The organism is Terriglobales bacterium (genome assembly GCA_035764005.1).
Taxonomy (GTDB): Bacteria; Acidobacteriota; Terriglobia; order Terriglobales; family Acidobacteriaceae; genus Gp1-AA112.
In genome coordinates, this window is sequence record DASTZZ010000078.1 from 42,945 (window position 1) to 63,735 (window position 20,791).

At 55.9% G+C, this 20,791-nt stretch carries 22 protein-coding genes; 9 read left to right on the forward strand and 13 right to left on the reverse strand.

Annotated elements, in window-relative coordinates; genetic code table 11:
* The first annotated feature begins 141 nt into the window (after nt 1-141).
* Entirely contained in the window at nt 142-669 is a 528-nt protein-coding gene (locus VFU50_13440) for a hypothetical protein (protein HEU5233861.1), read from the forward strand.
* Nucleotides 670-730: 61 nt separating this feature from the next.
* On the opposite strand, the gene VFU50_13445 is transcribed toward VFU50_13440, so the two are convergent.
* Nucleotides 731-1,417, reverse strand: a complete 687-nt coding sequence (locus VFU50_13445) for a PEP-CTERM sorting domain-containing protein (protein HEU5233862.1) — start codon at nt 1,415-1,417, stop codon at nt 731-733.
* A gap of 283 nt (nt 1,418-1,700) precedes the next feature.
* On the opposite strand from VFU50_13445, the gene VFU50_13450 reads away from it, so the two are divergent.
* Nucleotides 1,701-2,672: a response regulator gene (locus VFU50_13450; protein ID HEU5233863.1), complete on the forward strand. Its 972-nt coding sequence runs from the start codon at nt 1,701-1,703 to the stop codon at nt 2,670-2,672.
* Nucleotides 2,673-2,942: 270 nt separating this feature from the next.
* Entirely contained in the window at nt 2,943-3,611 is a 669-nt protein-coding gene (locus tag VFU50_13455) for a PEP-CTERM sorting domain-containing protein (GenBank protein HEU5233864.1), read from the forward strand.
* A gap of 53 nt (nt 3,612-3,664) precedes the next feature.
* Here VFU50_13455 and VFU50_13460 read toward each other — a convergent pair whose 3' ends face one another.
* Nucleotides 3,665-4,522 (reverse strand): purine-nucleoside phosphorylase, encoded by an 858-nt coding sequence (locus VFU50_13460; GenBank protein HEU5233865.1) that lies wholly within the window; start codon nt 4,520-4,522, stop codon nt 3,665-3,667.
* Nucleotides 4,523-4,637: 115 nt separating this feature from the next.
* Between VFU50_13460 and VFU50_13465 the strand changes: the two genes are divergently transcribed.
* Genes VFU50_13465 through VFU50_13475 form a run of 3 tightly spaced genes read left to right on the forward strand, consistent with a single transcriptional unit; the run spans nt 4,638 to nt 7,520 of the window.
* Entirely contained in the window at nt 4,638-4,922 is a 285-nt protein-coding gene (locus tag VFU50_13465; GenBank protein ID HEU5233866.1) for an antibiotic biosynthesis monooxygenase family protein, read from the forward strand.
* Entirely contained in the window at nt 4,919-6,163 is a 1,245-nt protein-coding gene (gene tyrS / locus VFU50_13470; GenBank protein ID HEU5233867.1) for a tyrosine--tRNA ligase, read from the forward strand. The genes VFU50_13465 and tyrS overlap by 4 nt, the downstream gene beginning before the upstream one ends.
* A gap of 13 nt (nt 6,164-6,176) precedes the next feature.
* Entirely contained in the window at nt 6,177-7,520 is a 1,344-nt protein-coding gene (locus VFU50_13475) for an alpha-L-fucosidase (GenBank protein ID HEU5233868.1), read from the forward strand.
* A gap of 67 nt (nt 7,521-7,587) precedes the next feature.
* On the opposite strand, the gene VFU50_13480 is transcribed toward VFU50_13475, so the two are convergent.
* The 7 genes from VFU50_13480 to VFU50_13510 all read right to left on the reverse strand — a co-directional run bounded on the left by VFU50_13480 (nt 7,588) and on the right by VFU50_13510 (nt 14,231).
* On the reverse strand, nt 7,588-8,589 hold the full coding sequence (locus tag VFU50_13480; GenBank protein HEU5233869.1) for a radical SAM protein: 1,002 nt from the start codon (nt 8,587-8,589) through the stop codon (nt 7,588-7,590).
* A 456-nt stretch (nt 8,590-9,045) separates the two neighbouring features.
* On the reverse strand, nt 9,046-10,290 hold the full coding sequence (gene fabF, locus VFU50_13485; protein HEU5233870.1) for a beta-ketoacyl-ACP synthase II: 1,245 nt from the start codon (nt 10,288-10,290) through the stop codon (nt 9,046-9,048).
* Nucleotides 10,291-10,293: 3 nt separating this feature from the next.
* Nucleotides 10,294-10,539 carry an acyl carrier protein gene (gene acpP, locus VFU50_13490; GenBank protein HEU5233871.1) on the reverse strand — a complete coding sequence of 82 codons (246 nt, stop codon included), beginning with the start codon at nt 10,537-10,539 and terminating at the stop codon, nt 10,294-10,296.
* Between the two features lie 94 nt (nt 10,540-10,633).
* On the reverse strand, nt 10,634-10,882 hold the full coding sequence (acpP, locus tag VFU50_13495; protein HEU5233872.1) for an acyl carrier protein: 249 nt from the start codon (nt 10,880-10,882) through the stop codon (nt 10,634-10,636).
* 141 nt (nt 10,883-11,023) lie between these two features.
* Nucleotides 11,024-11,434, reverse strand: coding sequence for a GxxExxY protein (locus VFU50_13500; GenBank protein ID HEU5233873.1), 411 nt, complete (start codon nt 11,432-11,434; stop codon nt 11,024-11,026).
* Between the two features lie 53 nt (nt 11,435-11,487).
* Entirely contained in the window at nt 11,488-12,864 is a 1,377-nt protein-coding gene (locus VFU50_13505; GenBank protein HEU5233874.1) for an amidohydrolase family protein, read from the reverse strand.
* Nucleotides 12,864-14,231, reverse strand: a complete 1,368-nt coding sequence (locus VFU50_13510) for an amidohydrolase family protein (protein HEU5233875.1) — start codon at nt 14,229-14,231, stop codon at nt 12,864-12,866. Before VFU50_13510 ends, VFU50_13505 begins: the two co-directional genes overlap by 1 nt.
* 266 nt (nt 14,232-14,497) lie before the next feature.
* On the opposite strand from VFU50_13510, the gene dtd reads away from it, so the two are divergent.
* Nucleotides 14,498-14,947, forward strand: coding sequence for a D-aminoacyl-tRNA deacylase (gene dtd / locus VFU50_13515; GenBank protein HEU5233876.1), 450 nt, complete (start codon nt 14,498-14,500; stop codon nt 14,945-14,947).
* A gap of 153 nt (nt 14,948-15,100) precedes the next feature.
* Here the strand turns inward: dtd and VFU50_13520 are convergent, their stop codons facing one another.
* Nucleotides 15,101-16,477 carry a CCA tRNA nucleotidyltransferase gene (locus VFU50_13520; GenBank protein ID HEU5233877.1) on the reverse strand — a complete coding sequence of 459 codons (1,377 nt, stop codon included), beginning with the start codon at nt 16,475-16,477 and terminating at the stop codon, nt 15,101-15,103.
* A gap of 134 nt (nt 16,478-16,611) precedes the next feature.
* Between VFU50_13520 and tsaD the strand changes: the two genes are divergently transcribed.
* Nucleotides 16,612-17,748: a tRNA (adenosine(37)-N6)-threonylcarbamoyltransferase complex transferase subunit TsaD gene (gene tsaD, locus VFU50_13525; protein HEU5233878.1), complete on the forward strand. Its 1,137-nt coding sequence runs from the start codon at nt 16,612-16,614 to the stop codon at nt 17,746-17,748.
* Here the strand turns inward: tsaD and VFU50_13530 are convergent.
* Nucleotides 17,734-18,126 (reverse strand): response regulator, encoded by a 393-nt coding sequence (locus VFU50_13530; protein ID HEU5233879.1) that lies wholly within the window; start codon nt 18,124-18,126, stop codon nt 17,734-17,736. The genes tsaD and VFU50_13530 overlap by 15 nt on opposite strands.
* A gap of 98 nt (nt 18,127-18,224) precedes the next feature.
* Here VFU50_13530 and VFU50_13535 point away from each other — a divergent pair, with 98 nt between their 5' ends.
* Nucleotides 18,225-19,376: a hypothetical protein gene (locus VFU50_13535; GenBank protein ID HEU5233880.1), complete on the forward strand. Its 1,152-nt coding sequence runs from the start codon at nt 18,225-18,227 to the stop codon at nt 19,374-19,376.
* A 56-nt stretch (nt 19,377-19,432) separates the two neighbouring features.
* Here VFU50_13535 and VFU50_13540 read toward each other — a convergent pair whose 3' ends face one another.
* Nucleotides 19,433-20,317: a hypothetical protein gene (locus VFU50_13540; GenBank protein ID HEU5233881.1), complete on the reverse strand. Its 885-nt coding sequence runs from the start codon at nt 20,315-20,317 to the stop codon at nt 19,433-19,435.
* 89 nt (nt 20,318-20,406) lie between these two features.
* Nucleotides 20,407-20,553 carry a hypothetical protein gene (locus tag VFU50_13545; GenBank protein ID HEU5233882.1) on the reverse strand — a complete coding sequence of 49 codons (147 nt, stop codon included), beginning with the start codon at nt 20,551-20,553 and terminating at the stop codon, nt 20,407-20,409.
* Between the last annotated feature and the right edge of the window lie 238 nt (nt 20,554-20,791).

Below are 20,791 nucleotides of genomic sequence, written 5' to 3' on the forward strand. Positions count from 1 at the left end.
TATCGAAGAATCAGTGTGAGTCCAAGTACGCCGACAACTGGAAGCGATTTTCCTTAGGCAGGCATCACGGAGAATCCAGAGCACATCGCAGTTTCAGAGTGGCTGGGTGTGGCCACACTTTCTCCGCCTCTCTATATGCCTATGGCTGCACGCACGACCTTGTTGCTCTGCCTTCTTACGAGTTGGGCGATTGCCCAAACCCCGATTCCAGCTGCCCATGGCGGTACGGGTGACGAATATTCTTATCTTGTTTCCGCCACTTACATGCACGTTCATACCGATTCCAGTTTTGGACGACCTCTGGGCCTCAACGGATTTGCAGGATCGTTCTCGCGCGCGATGTGGCCATCTACGCGTCTGACGGGTGAAGTGGGACATTACACGAAGAATGGAGTTTCCCTGACGTCGTTTCTTGCCGGGCCGCAAGCTGGGTTGCGTATCTGGCGCATTCAGCCGTACGTCAGCATTTTGGGTGGACTGTCACACATTAACCGCGGCAGCAGTAACGAATTCACCGTGGCCGCTGGGGGCGGAATCGATGTGCCGTGGACGAATCACATCCGCATTCGTGCTCTGCAGTGCGACTACTACCGGCTATTCGGCGGCACTTATCCATCTGCCGATTACCTGCGCATTGGATTCGGCGTTGCCTATGCCTTTGGTGAGTAAAGTTCTGTCTAAAACATAACGACCGATTGCACCTGCAATCGGTCGTATGTTTCCCGAGCTGCTAAGGATTAGCTCGTTTCTTTTTGATGCGGAAGATGCACGCGGCCAGTCCACTACCCAATAAAGCCAATGATGACGGCTCCGGCGCGGAAACGATCGTGATGTACTCCTGGGGCGATGTGCTGTCTGTCCATGGCGTTCCGTTGGTGTGCGCGACCGGAGTCAGAATCCGCACGTTCGAATAGTAGGAAAGATCATTCGGGGCATATTTCTGTGCCTGCGCAACAAGGCCTTGTGCCGTGCTATCCATCGTGAGCGACGGGTCGAAGAGGCTCCAGATCGCCCAGTTGTACTCGCCGACCATCGAAGGAGACTGCTGCGTTCCTCCCCAAAGCCCAGTCTGCATCGCGAGCCATCCGGCTTCTTCATACAGTCGCTGGGCATTGGGCATGGAATCGAAGCGCGTTTGCGTGAGTCCCGAAGTAGTGAGGTCGTTGATTTGTGCGATCCACCCTTCGCCTAAAGTAACGTCGTGGGTGTAGTCGTCGCAGATGACCGTCAGTGTGCCTGATTGGATCCCTTGCGCCGGATCGCCGCCGGAAACGTTGAGATAATACGGGGCGACATAGACATTATTTTGTACCGTTCCACCCGTGCCTGTGATCGTGACGCTGACACTGTCGGCCCACGATGTTGACGAAATGAATAACCCAGCTACAACCACCCAGCGAATGATCGACTTATGCATGCAGTTTGTTCCGCGGGTTTATTCAGCAACTCTGCTTCCAATTACTCCGGTTATTTTTCAATAACATACAAGCCAAATATTCAAGCAGTGTGCACCGCTATGCACCCGATTCGGGGAAAGTTCCTTGCATCCGGCGCCTACTTGAAAAATAGACTGCAAAGGATTGCGAGATCTCGGGATTGTGCGGACTTGGGAATAAGTCCGAAAATCGCGTGTCCGTAACTGACTAGTTACCTTTGTAATCCTGCCCGAGTCCCCCGACGTGAGGTACCCTCGGCCAGGCATGGAACTGCGTCGAGAGGAGCGTGATGGGACGCGGCATCAGGTGTCGGTTTGGAGCCTTGATGCTGAAGGGAAGATCTATGTCCAGGAAGCGCATACCATTGACGTGTCCGGAACAGGAGCATGCCTCGCAGGACTGAATCGCCGCATCGAGCCGGGCTCGCTTATCGGAGTTCAGAATGGCAGCCGGCGGGGCCGATTCAAAGTCGTATGGACTGAGCGTGACGGCCAGCGCGCTCACCAGGTTGGAATCGAACGCGCCGCCAGCGACACCGACGGTCCCACCCGCGTTTTGCTAGTCGACGATAGCCGAGAATCCATCGAGATTCGCAAGCCCATCTTGCAAGCGCTCGGGTACGAGTGCTCAGTCGCGTCATCGACTTCGTCACTCTTCGACAGCCTGCAAAATTCCGATTTCAAAGCTGTGGTGCTTGTGCATCCTTTGCGCGATGTCGACTCAATTGAACTGCTGGTAGGCATCCGCCGGAGCGGCAGCAAGGCCAAGGTAGTGGTGGTATCGGCGCACCCGCACGTCCACGAGTCATTGCGCTCGGTGACCGACGCCTTTGTTTACGCCCGCGAGCCGCAGAGTGCGTTTGTGGGCGCGGTGGAAAAGGCCCTGGATCACATCCCCTCAAAGCTGCTTACTACCCGCACCATTCATCGCCATGCCGTACGCGTGCCGCTGGTGATCGAAGTCCTTCGCTCCGGCGTGAAGACGAACCTGTATGGCGCTTCGGCTGATTTGAGTGAGCGTGGCATTGGAGGCAGCATCAAAGCACCCCTCATTCCCGGCGAAATGGTGAAAGTGATGTTTCCTCTGCCGAATGCCCACAGCGATCTGCAGGCATATGCAATCGTGAGACATCGAAGAAGCGAATTTTATGGCTTCGAGTTTGTCTCGATTGATGACAGGACCCTTGAGATTATCCGGGCGCTTTGCGCGGTACTACCTCCACTGCGGAATTCCTGATCGCGCCCAGTTACAACTCCAGACCGACTGAGCCCAAGAGGATGCAAGTTGCCGACCCGAAAATGCAAGTTGCTGCAACTGCGTCCAGGCAGGTTTTCCACAGCCTTGCATTTATTGTTGAAAATAGGCGAGTTGGTAGCAAGTGTCGCCGCTAAAGTTTGGTCTTCGGCGTGCCAATTGCCACTGCAGCTTGGCATGTACTCGAGGAGTGTCTTCCAGTTAAGAGGAAGGGGCGAATCGAGCATCTCCAAGCTAAGAAAGAGCAAGACCGTGACCAAGACCAGTTTGCGACTTTCGCTGTTTGCACTCTCGGTCGCGTTTCTCTGCCTCTCGACTTCGGCTCGCGCCGACGCGATCTATCAGGTCGGAGGCGCATTTACGTGCCCAAACAATAGCTGTCTTGGGGGAGCGTACACATTGAACTTTGTGGGCGCGAACTCAGGAACAACCTTCGATGTGACACTTACTGCTACAACTCCGACGAGCGGGGCTGCTTTTGGCGATTACATCAGCAGTGTTGAGTTTGGCGATGGCAAGGCTATCGATTCAGCCAACCTCACGAACGCACCAGGCGGGGTAGGTAGTTGGGGGAATACCGTCTTCGGGAATCTGAACGATGCTGGTTGCCAGGCGGGCAACGCTCCGAACGCCTGCGACAATCAGGCGCTTGTGAACGGCGTGTACACGCTGGCAAACGCGAACGGTAACATGTACTCGTGGACTTGGCATGTTGTTTTCAAAACGGCCGGCCTGGATCTAAACGAGAGTGACATGCACATCGGACTGCAGTATTCCAATGTCAACAACACCAGCAACGGCTTGATTGTTTCTGAGAGCGGCGCTTCCACACGAGCTCCGGAGCCCTCCGCTCTAGTTCTCCTGGCCACTGGATTCGTTGCTGCTGGTTTCTGGCGGCGACGCACAGGTGCTGTTCTGTAGCAATTCCGACTTCGGTTTTTAGAAAGGCGCACATTTGTGCGCCTTTCTTTTTCTTACTCCGCCAGTCGCGGCAGTATGGCTGTTAACAGGCGGGAAAACTCGCCTCTCACGCGAACTCCGATCGCAAGGACCTCAGCATGATTGATTGGCTGATTAAGAATTCCCGCAGCCATGTTTGTCACAACTGAGATCGCCAGCACCTTCATTCCGCAGTGCCGAGCCACAATGACTTCTGCAACTGTTGACATTCCCACAACGTCAGCACCAATTGTTCGGAGAAACCGGATTTCTGCCGGAGTTTCGTAGCTCGGTCCTGGAACGGCGGCGTAAACTCCTTCGAAGATATTGAGCCCCTGCGTTCGTCCTTCCTCTAGGGCAGCCACGCGCCAGTCCTTTGCGTAGGCTTCAGTCATGTCGGGGAAACGCGGTCCAAAGCGCTCCTCATTGGGCCCAATCAGGGCATTCGTGCCCTGCAGATTGATGTGATCGCTCAACACAACCAGGCTTCCTGGCGTGAGCTGCGCTCCGATTCCCCCCGCCGCATTGGTGAGCAGCACGCCTTTGATTCCCATGCGGCAGAAGACGCGCATAGGAAACGTGACGCGCAGCATGCTGTGGCCTTCGTAGTAGTGAACGCGCCCTTGCATTACGGCCACAGGAGTTTTGTCGACGCTGCCGATCACCAGATTGCCCGCATGCCCTTCGGCAGCCGAAACGGGAAAATGCGGAATGGAGGCATAAGGAAAGACTGTGCGGGCTTCCAGTTCGTCAGCAAATGCTCCGAGCCCGGAACCCAGCACCAGAGCGAGCTTTGGCTGGAGAGACGTTTTGCTGCGGATGTAATTGGCCGCTTCTCCTGCTAGCGTCCATTGATCTGCAATTGCCTTACTGTCGTTTGCCGGCGTGCTCATCTGATTCTTGCTCTTGAATCTGATTGTTTGCCTAACGCGTGGAGATTCTCCAGTAAACCACAGCAGCGGTCCGTCGCCTCGTGTACTAGCCCTCGTGATTAAATAAAGTCTCGCTATGATCTGCCTGACTGTTCATCTCACCGTGAAGGCCGGCCGGGAGCAGGAGACGGCCGATATGTTCCGTTCCTATGTGAAACTCGTCCAAACAGAGCCTGGATGCATGCGCTTTGACGTACATCAATCACGCAAAGACCCGCGGCGCTTCATGCTGTACGAGCTGTATCGCGACGACGCTGCGCTCGATGCCCATCGCCGCACTCCGCATTTCCTCGACTACTCGCCGAAAATGCAGGACTTGACCGAGCAGCGCGAGTCTGAGCTGTACAACCACATCGCATGAACTTTCCTCCTGTCGAAGAACAGCTCGCATACATAAAGAAAGGCGCGGTGGAGATCATCCGCGAACCGGATCTGCGCGAGCGTCTGGAAGACTCACGCAAGACGGGCAAGCCGCTGCGAGTCAAGATCGGGCTCGATCCCACCGCTCCCGATCTTCATCTCGGCCACACGGTCGTGCTGCGCAAGCTGAAACATTTTCAGGACATGGGTCACACGGTGATCTTCCTGATCGGGGACTTCACCGGCATGATCGGCGATCCCACCGGACGCTCGGCAACTCGCCCGCCGCTCTCGCGCGAACAGATTCAGCGAAACGCGAGTACATACCTCGAGCAGTGCTACCGCATCCTCGATCGCAGTAAGACCGAGATTCGCTACAACAGCGAATGGCTCGACAAGCTCGGCTCAGAAGGGCTGATTCGTCTTGCTGCCAAGTACACGGTTTCGCAGATGTTGGAACGCGAAGATTTCCATAAGCGCTTCCAGGAGGAAAAACCTATAGCGGTGCATGAGCTCCTCTATCCATTAGCCCAAGGTTATGACTCCGTCGCTCTGGAAGCGGACGTTGAACTCGGCGGTACCGATCAGAAATTCAACCTTCTAGTAGGTCGCGAGTTGCAGCGCCAATACGGTCAGAGCTCGCAGATTGTGTTAACGACGCCGCTCCTGGAAGGACTCGACGGCGTGCAGAAGATGTCGAAGTCGCTGGGAAACGCCATCGGCATTCAAGATCCGCCAGTGGAGATGTACGGGAAACTCATGTCGCTTTCGGATGAGTTGATGTGGCGTTATTACACGCTGCTGACTGATCTGCAACTCGGCCAGATCGAGGAGATGAAATCGAAGGTCCAATCGGGCACGCTGCATCCGATGCAGGCCAAGAAGGAGCTTGCGCGGCGCATCGTCGCGGACTTTCATTCCGAGCAGGCGGCGCGCGAAGCCGAGGAGAACTGGGCAAAACAATTCCAGAGGCACGAAACGCCAGATTCGGTTCCGGAATGTAACGTGCAGCTATCGGAAATTTCCAGCGCAGCGGCCGGCGAGAATATCGTGCGAATCGACAAGCTCCTGGTAGCTTGTGGGCTCAGTCCTTCCGGAACGGACGCTCAGCGCAAGATCAAGGAAAAGGCGGTTCACATCGACGACCGCGTGGTAGAAACGCCGGCGTATCGTGAGAAGCTTCCGAATCCATTCCTGCTCAGACTGGGCCGAAGAATGTTACGGGTTCATCTGAGCGCGTAGTCAGAACACAACCATGACCTCCTTACGAAGGCTCGCTCTTCTGCTTACAAGTGTCGCACTGTTTTTGCCCACTCTGTCGGCTGCGCAGACGGCTCATAGCAACTACCAACCCTCTGCTGAAAATCTCAAAGCTCGCCGGCAATTCCAGGACGACAAGTTTGGAATGTTCATCCATTGGGGCGTATACAGCGTGCTCGGCGATGGCGAATGGGTCTTTCATAACCGCAAGCTCACCGTCCACGAGTACGATCGGCTGCCTGCGTTCTTCGATCCGGAGAAGTTCGACGCCAGGGCCTGGGTTGCGCTGGCGAAGTCGGCAGGAATGAAGTACATCACCATCACTTCGCGCCATCACGACGGTTTCGCGATGTTCGATTCCAAAGTTTCAGATTGGAACATCGTAAAGCGCACGCCTTACGGCAAAGACCCACTCAAGATGCTGGCCGACGAATGTCATCGCGAGGGCATCAAGCTGTTCTTCTATTACTCGCAACTGGACTGGCACAATCCCGATTATTATCCGCGTGGGAGAACGGCGATCGATTGGGACAACGGTCGTCCGAATCACGGCGATTGGAACGCGTACATCAACGATTACATGGACGGCCAGCTTCGTGAGCTGCTCACCAACTATGGACCAATCGGCGGCATCTGGTTCGACGGCATGTGGGACAAGCCCGATGCCGACTGGCAACTCGAAAAGACGTACGCGCTCATTCATCAGCTTCAACCCGCGGCGCTCATCATCCCCAATCACCATGAGGCGCCGAAGCCCGGTGAAGATGTTCAGACCTTCGAGCGCGATCTTCCCGGCAGAAATACTGCGGGATTCAACACCACGGTAGTAGACACGGCGTTGCCCCTCGAGAGCAGTAACACTTTGAACAACTCATGGGGATTCAATATCGGCGACAGCAAATACAAAAGCCCAGAGACCGTGGAAGAAATGCTGGTGCGCGCAGCGGGCAACAACTCCAATTTGCTGCTCAACATCGGTCCAATGCCGAATGGCGAGATCCAGCAGGAGTTTGTTGATCGTTTACATGCGGTAGGCGAATGGCTTACGCGTTACGGCGATTCGATCTACGGCACACGCGGTGGTCCGATCGCGCCGGCAGACTGGGGCGTTACCACGCAGAAGGCTGACAAGATCTTCGTCCACGTGCTCAATTGGAATGCTCCGCTTCTGGCATTGCCGCCCATTCCGGGAACCATCAGCAGCGCTCAACTTCTTGTAAATGGCATGCGCGTGCCCTTTACTCAGCGTGACAACGGAATCGTTCTGAATCTACCTGCTGCGACGAAGGACGAAGTAGATCGTGTGGTGGTGCTGGTAATCTCTGGCGCACACAATTAGGAACCGTGGATCTATCAGTGCCGTTCTATCTGCTGCGGCAGACGGTGCTGACCAATCGAAACTGCACCTATGCGGCTTGCTTCACCGTTCCCTTGCGTTTTGAACGGAGCTTGCGCAGTCTCGTTCCGATTCGATTCGAGATCGTGAACAGCTGCCCGGCGGTAACACCAAACGCCACGTGATGGTGTCCTACGGCAGCCATGCCCATCGAAGCCACGCACCCACACTGGGAGCAGTCGGGTCGGCCCCCGAGCTGGCAGGGAACTACCTGCGTTTTCAAATCGGCAGAGATGATCGTAGTGGTCTGAGCGAATATGCAGTCCTCCGGAGATTCCGGGGGATTCGCGAACTCCTGAATCTGGGCGTCGTACATATCGAGCTTTGGGTAGAGCATGCGTAAGCGACGGAGTTCGGCGATGCACTGTGCGCGCTGCGACGGCGACAGTATCTCCTCAGCCTGCTCGCCAATCTGCGGCGTAAAGATGCTCATCCAGACCTTCCGCACCTCGGGCCTTTCCGTCCAAAACTGGAGAAAGCGCTCCAGATAAGTCGGATCACGCATCATCTGCGAGGTGATCGTGCAATGGACGGTCACTCGGTGGCCGGCAATGTTTTTCAAAATTCGTTCATACGTTGCCGGCTTGCGCCGTGCATCGTGCTCCGGCTGCAAGCCATCGATGGAAACAACGATTCCAACTTTGGAATACCGCGCCCACTCTCGGGGAATTGTTCGGAAGGCGCTGGTCACAATCTGGAGGAAAATACCTCGTTTGTGCAGTTCAGGAACAATCAGGCTGAGTTCCCGAAAGCGGACCAAAGGATCGCCCCCCACGATCGACACGTGCAACGGCCGGTAACTGTCCACGAGCTTGATGACCTTATCTACGAGCTCATTGGTTTTGTAATCGCTGAGGTCGCGCAAGTTGGTGCCTTCACCCACATGGCCATCAGCAAAGGCGTAACATCCCGGACAGCGCAGCGGGCATTCCTTCGTAATCTCAATCGACAGCGATGGCTTCTGCCCTGTCAGAATCTTTCCCCATGCCTGAAAAACTTCTTTCGTCTGCATAACGCTCCTTTGTGTGGATGCGCGAATGTCATGCGCGTGCCGACAGCTTGTATTCCGTGTGTCTCGAACTTGAGAAAAGGAGAGTGGAAGGATTAACAGATCCGGGTGCAGAGAAGCGATCGGTCGAGCGGCGACCCACTCTCTAGCTGCTTACCGAACAAAACCGGGGCGAAGGGAGCGATGGTAAAGGTGAAAAACGGAAATAGCCACAGAACATAGCAGAAGCAAGACTGACTGGAACTCGTGGCCGCCATTTCCGGCAGCGGCGAAATGAGAACATACAAAACAGCTACTGCAACCACAACAACCACGACCGCCTTGGCTCGAGATGACACTATCTTTAACGATACGCCGCGAACAGTCGCTTTGTCATGCGCCCAACCGGCGGACGGTCGAAGCCATGTCCAGGTTTTGCCGCTGAATGAGAATAGAACGTTAGGAGATGGCTCCCGCCCGTTATTCCGTCCAGCGCCTGAAAATCAATGAGCCGTTGGTTCCGCCAAATCCAAATGAATTGGAAAGCGCGATCTCAATCTTGGTTTGCCGTGACTTATTCGGCACGTAGTCAAGGTCACATTCGGGATCTGGTTTGTCGAGGTTGATTGTCGGCGGGAGACACTGATCGCGCAGTGCCAAAACGGTAATGCCGGCCTCGAGACCGCCAGCGCCGCCGAGCAGATGGCCGGTCATAGATTTCGTCGAGCTGACGGCGAGACCGTTTTTTGCGTGCTCACCGAAGGCCCGTTTGATGGCTTTGGTTTCGAGAACGTCGCCCAGCGGAGTCGATGTGCCATGGACGTTGATGTAGTCGATCTGTTCCGGTTTGACGCCTGCATCCGCCATGGCCGCCACCATCACGCGGTATCCGCCTTCCCCTTCTTCTGCGGGCTGCGTGATGTGGTACGCATCGGCGCTCATCCCATACCCGATGATCTCGGCAAAGATCGGAGCTCCTCGACGACGTGCAAAATCCAGCTCTTCGAGAATCAGGATGCCGGCGCCTTCGCCGATCACAAACCCATCGCGATCGACATCGAATGGGCGACTTGCTTTTTCCGGAGCATCGTTACGCGTGGAGAGCGCGCGCATGGCGGCAAATCCGCCGACGCCCATCGGCGTAATCGCCGCTTCTGTTCCCCCCGCGATCATTACGTCCGCAGCACCGCGCGCGATAATCTTGAACGCATCGCCGATCGAGTGCGCGCTGGTTGTGCAGGCCGTCGCCGTCGCCTCATTCGGACCTTTCGCGCCGTAGCGAATGCTCACGTGGCCGGCTGCAAGATTGATAATTGCGGCAGGGATGAAGAATGGTGAAATCTTGCGCGGGCCGCCCTGAATCAGATTCGAGTGCTCGCGCTCAATGATGTCGAATCCGCCGATGCCTGAGCCGATGTGAACGCCCACGCGCTCGGCGATGTCCGGCGTGATGCTCAGCCCTGCCATCTTGACCGCTTCATCGGTTGCGGCCATGCAGACATGAATGAAGCGGCCCATCTTGCGGGCTTCTTTTTTCTCGATGAAGTTGAGCGGATCGAAGTTCTTGACTTCGGCGGCGATGGTGCACGCAAAGCCAGTCGTGTCGAAGCCGGTAATCTGCGCAACGCCGCTCTTGCCGGCCAGCAGATTCGTCCAGACCTCCGGGCTGGTGTTGCCCACCCCGCAAATGAGGCCTATTCCAGTAACGACGACTCTACGGCTCAAGTGCTACTTGCCGCCTTTCGCGTGTGCGTTGATGTAGTCGACGGCGTTCTTGACCGTCTTGATCTTCTCAGCTTCTTCGTCGGGAATCTCGATGTCGAAAGCCTCTTCGAAGGCCATGACGAGTTCGACGGTGTCGAGGGAGTCTGCGCCGAGGTCGTCCACGAACGACGCATTAGGAGTAACTTCGCCTTCATCCACGCCAAGTTGTTCCACGATGATCTGCTTTACCTTCTCATCTACAGCGGCCATTCGCGTTCCTCTCTCTGTTGGAGATGTGACTGCCACGACTTCAAAATAGCCTACTCCGCTACGGGCGGGCAGGTTCGGAGATTGCTTTGGGATTCTACTGCTTCGCTATCTTGGAGTTCTTCTCGATGTAGCTGACCGCGTCCTGCACGGTCTTGATCTTCTCGGCTTCTTCGTCGGGGATTTCGAGATCGAAGGCCTCCTCGAATGCCATGATGAGCTCGACACGATCGAGAGAATCGGCGCCGAGATCGTCCACAAACGATGCGCTGGGCGAGACCTCGCTCTCTTCCACGCTGAGCTGGTCCACGATGATCTGTTTGACTTTATCTTCAACCCCGGGCATCGAGGGTCCTCCTGTTTGCGCCAATTGCGCGCAACAAACCTCTCAGTCTATATGGGGCTGGGAAATACTGGCAAGGACCGGGGAACGGCGAACACGAAGGTCACGAAGTTAACTGAGAGAGGTCACGACGAGTGGGGGAATTTATCTCCAGCTATACCCATTTACGACTCGCCGGATACCGTCTTTCAGGCGTTCAACATGGAAGTTGATTAGAAGGCCGAGCGGCTTGCCGTTTAGCCGGAGGTAAGAGAGAAGCTGCGCTTTGTGAACTGGAAGAATGGCTTCGACGCACTTCAGCTCAACGATGACCATGTTCTCAACTAGCAGATCGACTCGATAACCCAGTTCCAGCCGAACTCCCTCGTAAACTGCTGGAAATCCAACTTGCGACCGAACACTCAATCCCGACCGTTGCAGCTCGAACGAGAGAAACGCCTCGTACGCACTCTCCAATAAGCCCGGGCCGACGGCGGTATGTACTTTCATAGCGGCACGAATGATCTCTCGACTGATTGAGTCTGGAGTTCTTATCGCTCGTGCCGCAGTCCCCATTCGTCGTGACCTCTCTAAGTTGACTTCGTGGCCTTCGTGTTCGCCGTTCCCGGTTATTTTCCTGGCACTGGAGGAACGCCGCCATACTCATCACGCAGCCGCGTCTGTCGGTTCTCCATGGGAATCTTGCGGCCTTCGATGAACACCTGCTTCACATCGGTTTTCACATCCAGTGGATCGCCGTTTGCGATCACGACGTTGGCGGTTTTGCCGACATCTAGTGAGCCGAGTTTGTCGGCTACTCCCCACATTTCGGCGGGATTGATGGTCACGGCTTTCAGTGCCTCTTCGTAGGGAAGTCCGAACGCAACTGCGTAGCCGGCAGCATACGGCAGGTTTCGGTTGTTCTCTACGTGATACGAGGCGAAGGCAATCTTCACGCCGCGTTTGTACAGCTCTGCTGGCAGCGAATACACGGCATCGTAGCGCTCGTCGCCTCGCGGAAAGTCGTAGATGGGGCCGACGATCACTGGTACCTTCCACGAAGCGATTTCATCCAGGACGTCCTGCGAATGCGTCACGTGGTTCAAAATGACTTTGAGATTGAACTCGTGCGCAAGACGCATTGCGTTTTCCACGTCGTAGCCATCTTTTGCTCCGATCACAACAGGCTTTTGACCATGCAGGTAGGGAAGCAACGCCTCAAGCTTCAGGTCGCGCTTCTGCCCTCCTGCCTTGCTCGAAGCGCTGCTGGACGAATCGGAAGTGCGGCCTGCACCGCTCTTCTGCCGGGCTTCGTAGTCCTGCGCATCGAGGAATGCCTGACGCAGCTGCGATGCCAATCCCATGCGTGTGGATGGAAAGCGGCTGCTGATCCCTCCACCCTCGCCGCGTCCACCACGGCGTCGCTGCTCGGCAGAGAAATTCAAGGGCATAGCGATGTCGCGCACAAGAATCATGTCGTCACGATCCTTGCCGTCGAGCTGAATGAAGATGTCCTGGCCGGGCAGGCTGTCTTCCGTGCCTGGCGCTACAATCGCATTGGTGATGCCATTGACGCGTACGACAGGAATGCGCTGCGTCTCTGCATGAAACGCATCGTACACGTGCATCTGCGGCATGATCTCGTCACTGGGTTCGACAAGGTCGTTGCTCATCTGATCGGCTTCCACTTCTACGAGCCCAATGTTCGTTTCTGAATCGATCAGACCCGGATAGACCGTCATTCCTGTCGCATCCACAACTGTCGCATTGCGTGGGATCGCTGTGCCTGACCCACCCACAGCGGTAATCTTGCCCCCGTCCATGATGACAACGCCGTTCTCAATCACGCCATGAGTAATCGTGAGCAGCTTGCCTCCGCGAATCGCGATCGGACCAGCCTCTTCAACCTTTGAAGTCGCCATGCGCGTTTTCTGCCTGGAGCTTTGCGCCGGCGAGATGGCAACGAGAACCGAGAGAAAGCTGATCGCGAGTCGTCTGGTTTTCATTAGTGCATCTCCCCGATTCCCATTTCGTCTTCGAGACTGCCATCGAAGTCGCTGCCCGACATGGGAGCGTTCTTCCAGTGCGTGAGTCCCAAACCAGGAAGTGAGCTGTCGAAGTAAACTTCGCCGTCGATAATCGTCTTCTCTACTTTGGCGTAGCTGGAGAGCGGGTCTGTGTTCCAGATGGAGATATCCGCATCCTTTCCTACTTCGAGCGAGCCGACCCGATTATCGACGCCGATGATCCATGCCGGATTTAGCGTGATCATCTTCAATGCTTCTTCCTGCGTCGCGGCGCCATAACGAATGACTTTGCCGGCATCTTGATTCAGGCGCCGAACCACATCATTGGAATCGCTCTTAAGAGCAACTCGAACTCCGTGGCGGGAGGTCATCACGGCATTCCAGGGCTGTGCGTCCCAAGCTTCGTCTTTGAAGCCCCACCAGTCGGGCCAGGTCGCCACGGCGATGCCCTCGGCGGCGATTTTGTCTGCCACTTTGTAAGCTTCCAGCGCGTGATGGAATGCGCGGATGTGATATCCGAACTCGCGCGCCATTGCCATCTCGGTGAGGAACTCGTCGGCGCGATAGCAGTGAATCTGAACGTAAAGCTTGCCCCGAAGAACATCGGCGAGAGCGTCGAGCTTCAGATCGCGCTTGGGAGCGCGTATATCTTTTTCCCCTTTTTGCACTTTAGCGTTGTAATCATCCCAATCGCGCATATACTCGCGAGCCTGCTGCAGGGCCTCGCGCTGCACCTCAAAGTTGCCCATGCGGGTTGATGGGAGCTGATTGCGCGAGCCATAAACGCGCTTCGGATTTTCGCCGGTTGCGAACTTGATTGAGCGCGGCGCATTGGGGAAGAGCATTTGCTCGCGGCTCAGGCCGAACTTGTTCTTAATCACCACGGCCTGGCCGCCAATCACGTTCGCTGAGCCGTGCAAAAGCAGAAGCGACGTGACGCCGCCGGCGAGCGCCTGATACAGGCCCTTGTCGGTATTCACGAATGCATCGAGCATGTTCATCGACGGCGTGATCGGGTTGGTAGCTTCGTTCACATCGCTGTCAAGGGCCAGATGCGAGTGGCAATCGACAATGCCGGGCATGACGAATTTGCCGTTGGCGTCGATCACCGTAGCTCCGGCAGGTGCAGAGATATTGGTTCCAATCTGCGCGATTTTGCCGTTGTGGACCAGCACGCTCCCGTTCTGAATCACGCCGTGAGTGACCGTCAGGATTGTGCCGTTGCGGATGAGCAGATCGGGCACGGCAGCTGGACCAGTCTGGGAAGTTGCAGTCTGAGCTGCAACCGAAGCCGTGATTGACAGCGCGACCAGGCCTGCACACCAGAGCCAGCGGAAGATCCCCATTAGATTTCTCCTGATTGATGCGATAAAGACAGAGCAGAGTAAATGGAGAACTTGCAATAGGCAATAAGCAGTAGCGATGGGAGTGTACCGGGGACGGCGAACACGAAGGTCACGAAGGCAACGTCGAGAGGTCACGAAGTGAAAAGCTGCAACCTGCATCGTGGGTGATTTCTTTGTGACCTCTCGAAGGGACACTTCGTGACCTTCGTCTTCGCCTCTCTCGCCGCCTATTGCTTATTGCTGTACCCTCATTCATTCTTCCAGTCATGCGCGCCGTCGTTCAGCGAGTCAGCGAAGCGAGCGTCACCGTCGACGGACGAATCGTGGGACGGATCGGGAACGGACTGCTCGTGCTCCTCGGAGTCAGCAAAACTGACAATCAAACTTCCGCCGATTACATGATCGACAAGCTGCTTGGCTTGCGCGTTTTTCCTGACGCGGAAGGCAAGATGAATTTGAACGTGCGCGAGGCCGGTGGCGCTGTGCTGGTGGTGTCGCAATTCACGTTATATGGCGATGTACGTCGAGGAAAGCGGCCGTCGTTCGACGATGCCGCACGTCCGGAGCAGGCGAGGGCGCTTTATGAATACTTCGTGGCAACGATTCGCGAACAAAGCATTGAGTGTGCGACCGGAGAATTTCAGGCGATGATGAAGGTTGCTCTTGTGAACGATGGACCGGTCACGATTTTGATTGATTCGGAAAAGGCGTTTTGACCCAAGACAACGGAACCGCCGGCGGTAGCCGGTGGGCAGCCGCGTGTTTTGCGGCTGCGTTTTTCTTTATGTATACGGCATCGTTTGCCCGGAGCTGGCCATTCGGCCCATCTCCGGCCCAGCGGCTACCGCCGCCGGTTCTGTCGATTGTTGCTAGCGTGCGAAATTCGTTTCCACAAACGAAATCGCCTCTTCCCGCGTGTGTAACGTGCCTTCGAGTTGCGCGTCCTCGACAGCCTGCAGCATGGTGCGGAATTGCGGGCCGGGTTTCCAGCCGTGCTGAATGAGATCATTGCCGCTGATGAGCGGTGCCGGCCTCATTTCTTCTTCAGGCGTGCTCTCCAGCTTTTCCCGCACGAATTCGTACAGTGAGAGATCACGATGGCTGCCGGTGCAATCGAGTTTGTGAAGTTCGAGGTGCTCCTCAAAATGAGGCAGGCGCATAAAGCGTTTCAGCGTTGACTCTTTCATCTTCTTCGCGTCGCCAAAACGCATGTGATTGGCGACGAGCGCCGCAATCTGCTCAGTGGCTTCGTTCGAAAATCGTAGACGGTGGCAGATTTCCTCTGCCATGCGCGTTCCCACTTCGGCATGGCCGTCGAAGCGGATACGATCCGGTGCCACACGAAACGTAGGTGGCTTGCCGACATCGTGGAGCAAAACTCCCCAAGCCAAGGACTTCGAGCAGCCTTTTTCCAACCCTGCTAGGAGCAGCAAAGTGTGGATCCACACATCGCCTTCCGGATGGTACTGCGGCGGCTGCGCGACGCCTTTCATTGCGCTTATCTCCGGTAAAACCTCGATCAGCAGACCGGTTGCGTCCAGCAGTTCAAAGCATCGGCGCGCGTGTCCCTCGGTGAGCATTTTGTCGAGTTCATCGCGGATGCGCTCGCGGCTCACCTGGTGAATGTCTCGCGCAAGTTCGCGGATCGCGTTCATGGTCCGCGATTCGATTTCGTAACCGAGGCGGGCCGCGAAGCGCACTGCTCGCATCATGCGTAACTTGTCTTCACGAAACCGCGTGCCCGGATCGCCAATGGTGCGGACAATCCTGCGTTCCAGATCGGAACGACCGCCAACGAAATCGAGGACCTCGTTCCTTATTGGATCGAGCAGCAAGCCATTAATGGTGAAATCGCGGCGTTGAACGTCTTCTTCAGCCGTGTCGGAATAGCGAACCGCGTCGGGATGGCGGCCATCGCTGTAACCGACATCGCTGCGGTAGGTTGCGACCTCTACCTGAATTGGAGTAGCGTCGCGTGTTCCATTGGGACGAATGAGCACTAGAATCACGCCGAATTGAGCGCCGACGGCGACAGTGTCAGCAAAAAGCGAGAGCACATCGTCTGGCCTGGCGCTGGTGGTGATGTCGTAGTCCTGAGGCGCAACGCCGAGCAGCAGATCGCGAACGCAGCCTCCAACGAAATACGCGGAGTGACCAGCCGCACGAATCCGTTCCAAAACGGAAAGAGCCGCAACGCGCGCTTTTTGAGAGCGGGCATGTGAAGCCGAAATGGTTTCGGTGGTCATGGCTGCATGTCGCTTTCAAACTCACGAAATCACGAAATCATACAATCGGAAAATTGCTATGTAACAGCCGGCCGACTCGACTGAGACTGCGGCCGCAGAAACCGATCCTCATCTGTCTTTATCATAAGGACTGCATGGCCTTGATTCTTGGCATCGAGAGTTCCTGCGACGAGACCGCGGCGGCGGTGGTTCGAGATGGCGAGGAGCTGCTTTCGAACGTTGTCTCATCGCAGATCGCGACGCATTCTCCGTATGGCGGAGTTGTTCCCGAACTGGCATCGCGCGAGCATCTGCGCGCGATTGTGCCGGTCGTGCGCAAAGCTGTTTTGGATGCAGACCTCGAGCTAAACGCGATGGATGCTTTTGCCGTGACTCAGGGCCCAGGCCTGGCTGGCTCGCTGCTGGTGGGGATCACGTACGCCAAGGCACTTGCGTTTGCTCTCTCGAAGCCGCTAATCGCGGTCAATCATCTTGAAGGACATATCCACGCCGTGTTGCTAGAGCATCGGCGTTCCCAGTCAGTGGAACTCGCGATGCCTGCGCTCGCGCTCGTCGTTTCGGGCGGCCATACGCATCTATACCTTGTCACCAAATCTGATAGTGGCTGGTCGTACCGCAATATCGGACGCACGCTCGACGATGCTGCAGGTGAGGCTTTCGACAAAGTGGCCAAGTTGTTGGGACTCGGCTATCCCGGCGGCCCGATCATCGAGGAGCTTGCAGTTCGAGGGGATCCAAGAGCAGTCGCGATGCCCTTATCGCAGATCAAAGCTAATCAGAAGCGGCACGGCTCCGATGCTGCAGAGAGCTACGACTTCTCCTTCAGCGGAATCAAAACTGCGGTACTGCGATTCGTGGAAACGCACGGGATGAGCAACGCGACTGAAAACCGCAGAAATGCGCTTGGCGGCATCCACGAGCCCAGGCTAGAGGACTACCTGCACAATCTAGATCAGCTCACACTCGATCTCGTCGCCTCTTTTCAAGAAGCCGTGGTTCAGGATTTGGTGCGGAAGACTCTGCGTGCCGCACAGCGGTTTGAAGTCGAATTGCTGATTGTCAGCGGTGGAGTCGCCTCAAACAAGCGCCTGCGCGATGAGTTCACCTCGCGCGCAAAGGCGAAGGGATTGCAGGTCTTCTTTCCCGGCCGGGGACTCTCGACCGACAATGCAGCCATGATCGCCGCTGCGGCGTTTCCCAAATACCGCGCGCGAGATTTCGCCGATATTCACGTGTCCGCAGAGGCTTCGTTGCCGTTAGGAACCCGCTGAGTATGCGTTTTCCGGCGTAAGCGTCAGCTCAAGTACTTTCAACAGCTCGGCGTGGATGTCCGCTTCCTTCTTCATGCAGATATCGGCGCGAGGCTCGTCTGGGCTGCGTTTCGCAGAAAGAACCACAATGGGAATATCAAAGGTCTCGGCCTTTGACTTCAGAGAGCCGATCAATTGATGGCCATTCATCTTCGGCATCTCAAGGTCGGTAAAGATTACGCTCGGACGGAGGCGCGAGAGCACGCGCAGTGCGTCGAGGCCGTTGCTTGCCGACTCCACTTCGAACCCGTATTTCTCGAGCAGACGGCGAACGGTGTGGCGTATGAGCATCGAGTCATCGACCACGAGCGCACGTCGAATTGAGAGGCACTGCAGCATGGGCGCAAATCTGCCTGTTGCTGTTCTATCGGCTGAATGATGGATTTCTTTAGGGTCCTTGTGTTGTTCCGGTCGCGTGATAGATTAGAAATTTCCAGATGAACTCCCGCAGCCTGCGGTTTGAGATTCACCGAGCGCAAAAGATTGCGGCTGCGTTCCTTGTCATCTTCCTCATACAAAGCCTCTGGCTAGCCGCTCATCTGCCGCTTACGATGGCGGAAACGCGCAATGCTCTTGCAGGAGAGGCGCTATGGTCGCAGCGTCAACTGAGCAATGCACGTTCACCGCTGATACCCGGCGATAGCATATTGACTCTGCGTTGCGCTGGATTTCTTCCCTCCATTGCGCGGTGGTTTCAGCAGGACGCGCGTGAGTTTAGCATCTACGCGGCTCCCAATCGCTGGCTCGTCCGGCTTCCCTTTGTGTTCTTTGGGCTATGGCTTGGGGGAGCCTTATGGTGGGTTGCGCGGCGGCTCTTTGGCGACTCCGGCGGATACATCGCGCTGGCGCTTTATTGCTTCAGTCCCCCAATATTGCTCGCGAGCGCCACGGTAGACTCAGCGATTCTTGCGTCCTGGGGCCTCTTCGGCCTTGTATTCACCGCGATCGGAGTGGCTCACACCCTGTACGCTCCCGCAGAAAAATGGCGCCCGCGCATCATTCTTCTCGGTGTTGCGATCGGACTCACCGCTGCAGCGAGTGTCAGCGCGGCGATTGCGGGCCTGGCGATCGGTGGGATCTTCATGTTTTACTTGGCGCCTGGACGCCGTCTCCACACGTTGGGAATACTGCTCGTTAGCTGCGCAATTGGAGTTCTGATACTCCTGGCCTGCTTCGGCTTTAATTTCCGCGATGTTTCCGCAGCAGCTCTTCTCCCAAATTCGGAATATCTGGCGCTCACATCGCGACGAATGCGGCAATTCCTTAGCCTGCCTGGAGGACTGCTGGAGGTTCTAGCCTTCCTTTCGGCTGTCTTTGTGCTCTGTCTTTGGTCCAGGAGCCGTTATTTTGGAAATCTTGCTGCTCTCCTCGTTGCCATCGTTGTGCCATGGTGGCCAGGGCAGTTCAGCTCGGCATCGGCCTTGCGCGCTGTGCCTTTCGCGCTGGTGTTTGTAGGCGGGATCTACGCCGATCTACTGGAACCTCGCTTCTTTGCCGGCCGATTTCATCGCCTTGTGGCAGCCACCGCATTCGTGCTGGTCGGAGCGAGCGCGGTTCTCAGCGTGATGGTGGTTACAAGCTCGTCGTAAGCAGATATAAACCAAAAGCCGTCCCGAATCGGGACGGCTTTTTCGAAAACCGAATTTTACACAACACGTGGCTGCCGCTGATCAACCAGCATTTCCTTCTGCATGACCTGCTCGACCATGCGCTCAACCGTAGGCATAAACGGCTCAGGAACACCATTGATGGCAATCTTGGTGTTGTGGCCAAGGGCAAGCGCAACCTCGTTCCAGCGCAGCAGCGGAGAATCCAACGGAATGTGCGTAGATTCACGCGCTGGCTCCGGTTGTGCGAGGTACACCACCCACAGGAGCAGTGAAGCGTAATAAACCATCGGCAGCAGTTGCGCCAAGGTGGGCATCTTGCTGAGGTGTGCATTTGCGATCGCACTGTAGACAATCAGTTGGAAGAATGCATCCACTCCAAAGCCCAACGCAAAACCAAAGACTCGATTTCTCTTGGCCACCCCAAGGTGTTGAGAACCGATGAAGAGGAATATGAGTAGGGCACATTCCATCACGCGAACAATACGTTCGAAATCATTCACTCCCACAATCAGCCAGCTAAGCTTCATCTGCTGCTGGGGGCTGGGCATAGTGAAGAAGACCAGGAATCCAACAAACAAAATCGAAGCCGCTGCCCATTTGAAAACCACTTTTGCCAAGTCTTGTAGACCGACAAATGGCTTAAACGCGGCGCAGAATATCTCGTACAGCACCGCGATTTTGAACATGTCCGACATCGCGGCCATGCTCCAGTAAGCGCCGTAGTAGGTCCATCCGTGCGGGTCCGAGTAGTGATAGCAAAAAAAGAGAATAACGGCCTTAGCCGTCATGAAGACGAGGAAGGAAGCAAAAAACTTGAATTGTTGCAGTAGTTTACGGCGATACAGCAAATAGACACAGAGTAGCTGCAGGATCGGGCCGGTTATCCAGATCAGCGCAGATTGCAGGCTTAAGGCGGGCATAGAAGTACCTATTCGGGAGGAGAATAGCCTCTAACCCGCCCCACATCAAGCCAAAATATTGACCAAAAGTAACCGTGACTGGTCGGTTACTAGTTGATGGCGCAAGTGCCGGGAGGGCAGATCGGCACAGGCTCACAGCCGCTGCTCAACTGGTGCTTGGTGCTGGAGGTTGCGGCAGAGGCCACAGCAGCGGCCATAACGATGGTAGCGAACAGCAGACGGAGCGACTTCTTCATGGGATCCCCCTAAGTAATGGCGAGTAACGTCATTACCATCGTAATCCAGTAATTGGTTACTTTGGTGACTGGACAATATCAAGAGGTACCGAATTTGAAAACAATTATTTCTGTGGATCGCTGTGGAAAACCGGCGATCAGCATTAGAGTCAGTAGTCGTATCAGCTAGTCCATCACTGCTGGTTAATCAGAATGGCTGATGCTGGGGAAGGCAGAGTTGTCTTGCGCTTGTGCGCTC

Coding starts and splice junctions, on each gene's coding strand:
- VFU50_13440 (HEU5233861.1), top strand. CDS start 142: ATGGCTGCACGCACGACCTTGTTGCTCTGCCTTCTTACGAGTTGGGCG.
- VFU50_13445 (HEU5233862.1), bottom strand. CDS start 1,417: ATGCATAAGTCGATCATTCGCTGGGTGGTTGTAGCTGGGTTATTCATT.
- VFU50_13450 (HEU5233863.1), top strand. CDS start 1,701: ATGGAACTGCGTCGAGAGGAGCGTGATGGGACGCGGCATCAGGTGTCG.
- VFU50_13460 (HEU5233865.1), bottom strand. CDS start 4,522: ATGAGCACGCCGGCAAACGACAGTAAGGCAATTGCAGATCAATGGACG.
- VFU50_13465 (HEU5233866.1), top strand. CDS start 4,638: ATGATCTGCCTGACTGTTCATCTCACCGTGAAGGCCGGCCGGGAGCAG.
- tyrS (HEU5233867.1), top strand. CDS start 4,919: ATGAACTTTCCTCCTGTCGAAGAACAGCTCGCATACATAAAGAAAGGC.
- VFU50_13475 (HEU5233868.1), top strand. CDS start 6,177: ATGACCTCCTTACGAAGGCTCGCTCTTCTGCTTACAAGTGTCGCACTG.
- VFU50_13480 (HEU5233869.1), bottom strand. CDS start 8,589: ATGCAGACGAAAGAAGTTTTTCAGGCATGGGGAAAGATTCTGACAGGG.
- acpP (HEU5233871.1), bottom strand. CDS start 10,539: ATGGCCGCTGTAGATGAGAAGGTAAAGCAGATCATCGTGGAACAACTT.
- acpP (HEU5233872.1), bottom strand. CDS start 10,882: ATGCCCGGGGTTGAAGATAAAGTCAAACAGATCATCGTGGACCAGCTC.
- VFU50_13500 (HEU5233873.1), bottom strand. CDS start 11,434: ATGGGGACTGCGGCACGAGCGATAAGAACTCCAGACTCAATCAGTCGA.
- VFU50_13505 (HEU5233874.1), bottom strand. CDS start 12,864: ATGAAAACCAGACGACTCGCGATCAGCTTTCTCTCGGTTCTCGTTGCC.
- VFU50_13510 (HEU5233875.1), bottom strand. CDS start 14,231: ATGGGGATCTTCCGCTGGCTCTGGTGTGCAGGCCTGGTCGCGCTGTCA.
- dtd (HEU5233876.1), top strand. CDS start 14,498: ATGCGCGCCGTCGTTCAGCGAGTCAGCGAAGCGAGCGTCACCGTCGAC.
- VFU50_13520 (HEU5233877.1), bottom strand. CDS start 16,477: ATGACCACCGAAACCATTTCGGCTTCACATGCCCGCTCTCAAAAAGCG.
- tsaD (HEU5233878.1), top strand. CDS start 16,612: ATGGCCTTGATTCTTGGCATCGAGAGTTCCTGCGACGAGACCGCGGCG.
- VFU50_13530 (HEU5233879.1), bottom strand. CDS start 18,126: ATGCTGCAGTGCCTCTCAATTCGACGTGCGCTCGTGGTCGATGACTCG.
- VFU50_13535 (HEU5233880.1), top strand. CDS start 18,225: ATGAACTCCCGCAGCCTGCGGTTTGAGATTCACCGAGCGCAAAAGATT.
- VFU50_13540 (HEU5233881.1), bottom strand. CDS start 20,317: ATGCCCGCCTTAAGCCTGCAATCTGCGCTGATCTGGATAACCGGCCCG.
- VFU50_13545 (HEU5233882.1), bottom strand. CDS start 20,553: ATGAAGAAGTCGCTCCGTCTGCTGTTCGCTACCATCGTTATGGCCGCT.